At 73.2% G+C, this 7955-nt stretch carries 7 protein-coding genes; 5 read left to right on the top strand and 2 right to left on the bottom strand.

Annotated features, from left to right (window positions below; genetic code table 11):
• Together ACI3KY_RS19690 and ACI3KY_RS19685 are read left to right on the top strand one after the other, a co-directional pair.
• Positions 1–2136, top strand: a 2136-nt coding sequence (locus tag ACI3KY_RS19690; RefSeq protein ID WP_404931819.1) for a glycosyl transferase, incomplete at its 5' end; no start/stop codon positions are given.
• A complete protein-coding gene (locus ACI3KY_RS19685; RefSeq protein ID WP_404931818.1) occupies positions 2133–3566 on the top strand; it encodes a DUF5719 family protein in 1434 nt (477 codons plus the stop codon). The genes ACI3KY_RS19690 and ACI3KY_RS19685, both read left to right, overlap by 4 nt.
• A gap of 29 nt (positions 3567–3595) precedes the next feature.
• On the opposite strand, the gene ACI3KY_RS19680 is transcribed toward ACI3KY_RS19685, so the two are convergent.
• Positions 3596–4036 carry a metallopeptidase family protein gene (locus tag ACI3KY_RS19680; RefSeq protein ID WP_404931817.1) on the bottom strand — a complete coding sequence of 147 codons (441 nt, stop codon included), beginning with the start codon at positions 4034–4036 and terminating at the stop codon, positions 3596–3598.
• Between the two features lie 282 nt (positions 4037–4318).
• Here ACI3KY_RS19680 and ACI3KY_RS19675 point away from each other — a divergent pair, with 282 nt between their 5' ends.
• Positions 4319–4525 carry a DUF3499 family protein gene (locus ACI3KY_RS19675; protein WP_163616793.1) on the top strand — a complete coding sequence of 69 codons (207 nt, stop codon included), beginning with the start codon at positions 4319–4321 and terminating at the stop codon, positions 4523–4525.
• A gap of 22 nt (positions 4526–4547) precedes the next feature.
• The gene (gene ahcY / locus ACI3KY_RS19670) at positions 4548–6047 is read left to right on the top strand and encodes an adenosylhomocysteinase (protein WP_404931816.1); all 1500 of its coding nucleotides are present in this window, start codon (positions 4548–4550) and stop codon (positions 6045–6047) included.
• A gap of 19 nt (positions 6048–6066) precedes the next feature.
• Here ahcY and ACI3KY_RS19665 read toward each other — a convergent pair whose 3' ends face one another.
• On the bottom strand, positions 6067–6912 hold the full coding sequence (locus ACI3KY_RS19665) for an RDD family protein (RefSeq protein ID WP_404931815.1): 846 nt from the start codon (positions 6910–6912) through the stop codon (positions 6067–6069).
• A 16-nt stretch (positions 6913–6928) separates the two neighbouring features.
• Here ACI3KY_RS19665 and ACI3KY_RS19660 point away from each other — a divergent pair, with 16 nt between their 5' ends.
• On the top strand, positions 6929–7924 hold the full coding sequence (locus tag ACI3KY_RS19660; RefSeq protein WP_404931814.1) for a stage II sporulation protein M: 996 nt from the start codon (positions 6929–6931) through the stop codon (positions 7922–7924).
• Positions 7925–7955: the final 31 nt, after the last annotated feature.

Raw genomic sequence — 7955 nt, 5'->3', positions numbered from 1 at the left:
GTCTACGCCGAGCGGGTCGCCCAGCTCCGCCGCCGCATGGCGTACGCACCGGCCGTCGCCACGCCGCTGCACTGGCTCTCTCTCCTGCCGCTCGCCCTGTGGCGCACCGTCGTGGATCTCGTCCGCAAGCAGCCCGGGCGCATCGCCGCGGAATGGGGTGCGGCGGCCGTCGCGCTCGTCGGCATCGTGCCGGTCTGGCGTGCGCGTCGGCGCATCGCGCGGGCTCGCACGGCATCGTGGGCGCAGCTGGCGCCGCTGCGGACGACGCAGGCCGAACTCCGCGAGCGACTCGACGACGATCCCGAGGTCGCGATCGGCGGCCATCGGCGCCGCGACCTGAGGTTCTTCGCCGGAGGCGGCGCCTGGCTCGTGCTCGCCGCGCTCGCCGTCTCGGTCGCCGCCTTCCCCGCGCTGCTGGCGTGGCCCGTGCTCGGCGGGGGAGCCCTCCAACCGCTCGCGACGACCGTCGGCCAGCTGTGGAACGACGCCGCGTACGGGCAGCGCGCGCTGGGGCTCGACACGGTCGGTCCCGCCGATCCGTTCGCCGCCGTCGTGGCGATGCTCGGGTCGCTCTGGCCGTGGGCACCGTCGCGGGCTCTTGTGCTGCTGTGGGTCCTCGCGCTGCCGCTCGCTGCGCTCGGGGGCTGGTTCGCCGCGACGCGGGTCACCGAGCGCTCGAGCCTGCGACTGCTCGGCGGTGCGGTGTGGGCGCTGGCGCCCGCACTCCTGGTCGCGCTCACTCAGGGGCGTCCGACAGGTGTGCTCCTGCACCTGCTCCTGCCCTGGCTGTTCTACGCGGGGGCGGTCGCGCACCGGTCCTGGGCCGGCGCGGGCGCGGCCTCGCTTCTTCTCGCCGGGGTGCTCGCGACGGGGCCGTCCTTGACCCCGGCCATGGCGGTGCTGTGGTTCGTCGCCGTGATCCTCGCCGTCGTGCTGCGCGCCGGCCGCGGGGTGGCCCGTCTGGTGTGGACGCTGATCCCGTCGCTCGCGGTGGCGCTGCCGCTGGTATGGAATGCCCTCGCGCACGGGCGCGCCTGGGGGCTCGTGGCCGATCCCGGAGTGCCCTGGCCCGGGCCTCAGGTCGGCGCCGACGCATCGGGTCGGGCGCTCCTGGCCGCCGGCATCCCCACCCCCGACCTCGCAGGGTGGGCCACTCTGCTTCCCGACGGACCGACCTGGTGGGTGCCGCTGCTCAGCGTGCCGCTCGCGCTGCTGGCGCTCGCCGCGCCGCTCACGCAGCGCTGGGCGGTGGGCATCGTGCTGCTGGCCGTCACGGCGCTCGGCCTCGGCACGGCGTTCGCGGCGGTCGGCGTGTCGGTGTCGTTCGCGCAGTCGCTCACCGTGCCGCTGTGGCCGGGCACGGGACTGAGCCTGGCGTGGCTCGGTGCGGTCGGTGGTGCCCTCGTCGCACTCGACGCCGGCCTGGCGCCGCGCGTCGCACTCGTGCGCGGCTTCGCGGCCGCCGTCGTCTTCGCCGCCGCGGTCACGCTCGCCGTGCCGTCGCTCGTCTCGTTCACCCAGGGCACCGCGACGATCGCGAACGGCCCGGCGAGCACCCTCCCCGCCTTCGTCGCCGCCGAAGGGCGCGAGAACGCCGACGTCGGCACCATCGTGCTGACTCCGCAGGCGGACGCCGGCGTCGCGGCCCAGGTCGTGTGGGGTGCGAGCGAGACCATCGGCGGCCAGACCACGCTGCTGTCGACGCGCAGCCAGGCCTCAGCGCAGGACCAGGAGCTCGCCGCGCTCGCCGCCGATCTGGTCACACCCTCCTCGGAGGACGTCGTGGCAGAGCTCGGCGACCGGGGCATCGGGTTCATCCTGCTGGCCCCGACCACCCCGCCCGAGAGCGATGCCGCGCGCACGATGCGGCTCTCGGCGATGACGGCCCTCGGGGAACGCGACACGCTCGTCGTCGTGGGCGACACCGCCAAGGGCGAGCTCTGGCGCGTCGTCGACCAGATCGCGCCGCGACCGGCGGAGGCGGCTTCGGCCATGACCCTCGCGCGGTGGATCGCGTTCGGGCAGCTGGCGATCCTCGGCATCGCGCTGCTGCTGGCCCTGCCGACGGCGACCTCCATCCGCGAGGCGCGACGCACCCCCCGCGTGGTGGGACCCCACTGGCAGGAGGGCCGATGAGCGACCGACGCGTGTTCCGCTGGGCGACGACGAGCGCCCGCCTGCTGATCGGCACCGCCGTCTCGATCTGCGCGGTCGTGGCGGTGGTCACAGCCGTGTCCGTGCCGTGGCCGACGCTGGTCAGAGAGCCGCTCAGCGTGCCCGCCACCCCGGCGCCCGCGGCATCCGTGATCGCGTGTGACGGCGCCCTGCTGTCGATCGGACGCGATCCGACCGATGCCGCGGACGTCTCCATCGCAGCCCCCCAATCGGTCGTGGTGGGCGTGGCCGAAGGCGCGTCGCCCACGGAACAGCGGCTCGAGACGATCGATGTCGGACCGGGACCGCTCGCCTACACCGCTCCGCCGATCGACGACCATGCGGTGGACGTGGCGGCCAGCGGGGCGGCGACGGCGTCCGCCGACGACCTCGCCGGGTTCGCCGCCTCGGCGTGCCGCCCGCCGCTGCTGGACTCGTGGCTGGTGGGCGGGTCCGGCGCCACGGGCGCGGCAGATCTCGTGCTGCTCGCGAACCCCGGCACGGTTCCGGCCACGGTGCAGCTCACCGTCTTCGGCGCGGCGGGAGCGCAGACGCCGCCGGGCGGCGTCGACCTCGTGGTCGCGCCCGGCACCCAGCGGGTGGTCCCGCTGGCGGGCATCGCACTCGGCGAGGAGACCCCGGTGGTGCGCGTCTCCGCCGTGGGCGCGCCCATCCGTGCGTCGCTGCAGGCGAGCATCACGCGCACACTCACCCCCGGCGGCGTCGACCAGGTCGGTCCCGTGGCGCAGGCCGATACGACGGAGGTCATCACCGGCGTCACCGTGACGCGTCGGTCGGGCGCCGAGGAGGGCGCCGGGGGCAGCCCTGCCGCCGACGCCGACGATGACGTGACGGTGCTGCGGATGCTGTCGCCCTCCGCTGCCGCGACCGCCCGCGTCACCGTGACCGCGGTCGGCAGCGCCGGGCAGCTGCGCGATCCGCAGGAGGTGGCGCTCGAGGCGGGCAAGCCGATGGAGCTGGCACTGGACGGACTCACCGCCGGCTCGTACACGGTCGCCGTCGACGCCGACGCGCCCGTCGTCGCCGCCGTGTGGCAGGCGACCGGCGTCGGCGAGGGCGACGACTTCGCGTGGTACACCCCAGCGCCGGAGGTCGCGGTGTCCTCCCTGTTCGCCACGCCGGGCGGACCGACGCCGGCGCTCTCGGTGGTCAACCCGTCCAGCGAGCCGGTCGCGGTCACCGTCACCGCGGTCGACGGCGGATCGCCGCTGCAGCTCACCGTGCCGGCGAGCGGGTCGGTCAGCGTGCGCCTCGCGGCGCGCACGGTGTACCGGTTCGAGCCCGAGGCGCCGGTGCGGGCGGGCCTGTCCTTCGCCGGCGACGGGGCGCTGGCGGGTGTGCCGGTGTGGCCGTCCGACGTCGCGACGGCCGAGATCATCGTCTACCCCTGAGCCCCGCGCTCGCGCAGCCCGACTGCGGGTCAGAAGTACCGGAAGCGCTCCGGGCCCAGGTCCCACGGGTCGCGGTCGAGGTACTCCGCCGCCGCGCGGAAGACGGCCCCCTCGACGAGCATGCGCCGGTGCAGCTCGTCATCGCGGTGCAGGTGGCTGAGACGCTCGATCGGCAGGCGGTACAGGATGATGCGCCCGGCGTCGGGCAGCACGGTCCAACGCGGGATGCCGTCGTCATCGGTCGCGGCCGGCATGTCGGCCACCTCGAAGCGGACGTCGCGCAGTTCGGGCCAGGCCGAGCGCAGGAACTCCGCCGCGGTGCCGACGGACAGGTCGAAGCGGTCGACCCGCGTGTCCAGCGGCGGGGGGGGCGGCCGCACGACAGGGCTCCGGCCCTCGCGGCCGTGGCGACCGTGACGGGACGCACGCGGCTGCGTGCGTTCGCTGGTCCGGGTACGCCGCCACGCCATGTTCCCCATCCTAGAACCGGCCGCGGGGAGCGGCATCCGCCCTCGTTCGGGGATCTGCCGGGATTCGGAGGTTTCCCGGCGCTGCTTCCGACTCGGGGCGGATCTCCGAGTCCGGGTGGATGCCCGGTGCCGGGGATCTGCCGGGCTTCGGAGGCTTCCCGGCGCTGGATCCCACTCTGGGCGGATCTCCGGGCCCGGGTGTCTGACCGGCGCGCCACGCGGCTGAGACGCTGCGGCGCGGCATCCGTCTCGTCACTGCTCGGCCGCGGTAGCGTCGACGCGATGCGTGAGAGAGTGTGCTCCAAAGTCGGCTGCGCCCGTGAGGCGGTGTCGACGCTCACCTACGACTACGGCGATCAGATGGCGGCGCTCGGTCCGCTCGGTGCCGGGGGCGACCCGCACGCGCACGATCTGTGCGCGATCCACACCGACCGACTCTCGGTGCCCAAGGGCTGGGTCGTCGTACGGCACGAGACCCTGCGCGCCTGAGCCGGCGTGGGAGAATGGGCGGATGCCGACCCACACTCCCGTCGCCGCGCCTTCCACGTCCGCACCCGCAGAGCCAGCTGAAGGATTCGAGTACGAGGTCGCGGACCTCTCGCTCGCCGAGGCCGGACGGCATCAGCTCCGCCTCGCCGAGAATGAGATGCCGGGCCTCATGGCGCTGCGTGAGGAGTTCGGCCCCTCGCAGCCGCTGAAGGGCGCGCGCATCGCCGGCTCGCTGCACATGACCGTGCAGACCGCGGTGCTCATCGAGACCCTCGTCGCGCTGGGTGCGCAGGTGCGCTGGGCAAGCTGCAACATCTTCTCCACGCAGGACGAAGCCGCCGCAGCGGTCGTCGTCGGTCCGACGGGCACGGTGGACGCCCCCGCCGGCATCCCCGTCTTCGCGTGGAAGGGCGAGACCCTCGAGGAGTACTGGCGCCTCGCCGACCGCATCTTCGACTGGTCGGCCGAGGGCTTCGACGGGCCGAACATGATCCTCGACGACGGCGGTGACGCGACCCTCCTCGTGCACAAGGGCGTCGAGTTCGAGAAGTCCGGTTCGGTTCCGGATGCCGCGGCCGACGACTCCGCCGAGTACCGGATCATCCTCGACACCCTGCGGGCGTCGCTCGCGCGTGACCCGCAGCGCTTCACGCGCATGGCGGCGGACCTCCTCGGGGTCACCGAGGAGACGACCACGGGCGTGCACCGGCTGTACGAGCTCGCGGCGGCCGGTGAGCTGCTGTTCCCCGCGATCAACGTGAACGACTCGGTCACGAAGTCGAAGTTCGACAACAAGTACGGCATCCGCCACTCGCTGCCCGACGGCATCAACCGTGCGACCGACGTGCTGATGGGCGGCAAGGTCGCCTTCGTGTGCGGCTACGGAGACGTCGGCAAGGGCGCCGCCGAGGCCCTCCGCGGTCAGGGCGCGCGGGTCATCGTGGGTGAGGTCGACCCGATCTGCGCGCTGCAGGCCGCGATGGACGGCTACCAGGTGGCGCGTCTCGCGGATGTCGCCGGCCAGGCCGACATCGTCATCACCGGCACCGGCAACAAGGACGTCGTCACCACCGACGACCTGCTGAAGCTCAAGCACCTCGCGATCGTCGGCAACGTCGGTCACTTCGACAACGAGATCGACATGGCGGGCCTCGAGTCGCTGCCCGGCGTCGAGAAGGTCGAGATCAAGCCCCAGGTGCACGAATGGCGTCTGCCGAACGGACGCAGCGTGCTCGTGCTGAGCGAAGGCCGGCTGCTGAACCTCGGCAACGCCACGGGGCATCCGTCCTTCGTCATGAGCGCATCGTTCACGAACCAGGTGCTCGCGCAGATCGAGCTGTTCACCATGCGCGAGGAGTACCCGACTGGGGTGTACACGCTGCCGAAGCACCTCGACGAGAAGGTCGCGCGACTGCACCTCGACGCGCTCGGCGTGCAGCTCACCGAGCTGACCCCGGAGCAGGCGTCGTACATCGGCGTGCCGGTCGAGGGCCCGTACAAGCTGGACCACTACCGCTACTGAGGCGGCCGCTCCTGCGGGATCAGCGCTCGGGGAAGCCGCGGGGCGCGGCCGACACCGGCGCGGCCAGCGCGTCGGCGCGGGCGGTCTCGAGTCGCAGGGCGCGCAGCTCGCGCTCGCGCCGCACCGCGACGACGCCCATGAGGAAGGTCTCGGGATCGACGGCCGGCACGGGTGACACGTGTTCGGCTGCTTCACGGGCGAGGGATGCCGCGACCCGCGCGCGCGCGGCGGGGTCCATGTTCACGGCCGAACGGGCGAACTGCGCGAGGCGCCGGGCGAGGCGCTCCGGCAGTCGCGCGACGTCGGCGATCACCGCCCAGTCCGCGAGCACCGGAGGGACGCCGAACGAGACGTCGGGGAGCCGTGGGGTGCGGGTGCGCTCGGAGTACGTGCCCGCGAGCAGGTCGCCGAGTCGCTGGGAGCGGGGGGTGAAGGCGCCCACCAGAGCTGCGACGGCACCCACGGTGAACCAGAGCTCGAAGACGCCGACGAGCGCGCGGATGAAGGCGTGCCGGAAGCCGGCCGCGCCGCCGTCGGCGCGGACGATGCGCCCGCCCACCGCGAGGCGGCCGAGGCTCCGCCCCCGCGTGGTTGTCTCGACCACCGTCGGGATGACGACCATGACCAGCACGAGCACGACGATCGTGAGAATGGGCACGACGGCCGCATCGAGGGCGCCGAGGCCCAGCAGCCAGCCGATGCCCCAGGCGAACAGCAGCAGCACGGCGACGCCGAGAAGCATGTCGATGAGAACGCCGAGCGCACGCAGAAAGTAGCCGAGCGGCTGCACGTCCAGTGCGACCGCCTCACCGGTGAGCACCTCGTCCTGGTGGATGTCGACGATCGCGGGGCGCTCTGCGGTCATGGCTACAGTGAAACACATGGACCTCGATGCGCTCACGGCCGCCCGGCGCGAGGAGTGGGCGCGGCTCGACGAGCTGAGCCGGGCGCGGCGCCTCTCGGGGGCCGAGGCCGATGAGCTCGTGACGCGCTACCGCGCGGCGTCGGCTGATCTCGCGGACGCGAAGACATCCGCGGGGCGCAGCATCCAGGGCGACCACATCTCCACGATGCTCGCTCGTGCCCGGCTGCGTCTCACCGGCGCCCCCGAGAACGTCATGCGCCAGATCCCGCGCTTCTTCGCACTGCAGCTGCCCGCCGCGCTGTACCGCGTGCGCTGGGCGACGCTCGCCATCGCGCTGGGCTTCATCGCGGTGGTGACGGTGGTGACGCTGTGGGTGGCGGGCGACCCCGCGCTGGTGGCCAGCCTCGGCAGTCAGGCGCAGCTCGAGCACTACGTCGAGAACGAGTTCACGGACTACTACAGCGAGAACCCCGCGGCCGTCTTCGCGGGCACGGTGTGGACGAACAACGCGTGGATCGCAGCCCAATGCGTGCTGTTCGGCATCACAGGTGTCTGGCCCGTCATGGTGCTGGTGCAGAACGCCGTCGGCGTCGGAACGGCCGCGGCCATCATGGCGGCGTTCGACCGCGGCGACGTGTTCGTGCTCTACATCCTCCCGCACGGCATGCTCGAGCTCACGTGCATCTTCGTGGCGGGGGCGGCGGGACTGCAGATCTTCTGGGCCTGGGTCGCACCCGGTCCGCGTTCGCGGGGCGAGTCCCTGGCGACCGCCGGCCGATCGCTCGCCACGATCGCGATCGGGCTCGTCATCGCGCTGGGCTTCTCGGGCATCATCGAGGGGTTCGTGACCGCGCAGCCATGGCCGTGGCCGGTGAAGATCGGCATCGGCGCGACCGCGCTGGCGCTGTTCCTCGTCTACATGCTCGTGGTCGGGCGTCGCGCGCACCGCCTGGGTGAGAGCGGCGACCTCACCGAGTACGAGGCCGGCACGCCGACCCTCGTCGCAGGCTGAGCTCCTCCCCGGCGCCTCCGCCGCCCGTTCC

It is taken from the genome of Microbacterium sp. ZW T2_14, from assembly GCF_044987405.1.
Lineage (GTDB): Bacteria > Actinomycetota > Actinomycetes > Actinomycetales > Microbacteriaceae > Microbacterium.
Note: the sequence above shows the minus strand (reverse complement) of the source record. Positions and strands in the feature narration are given on the sequence as shown.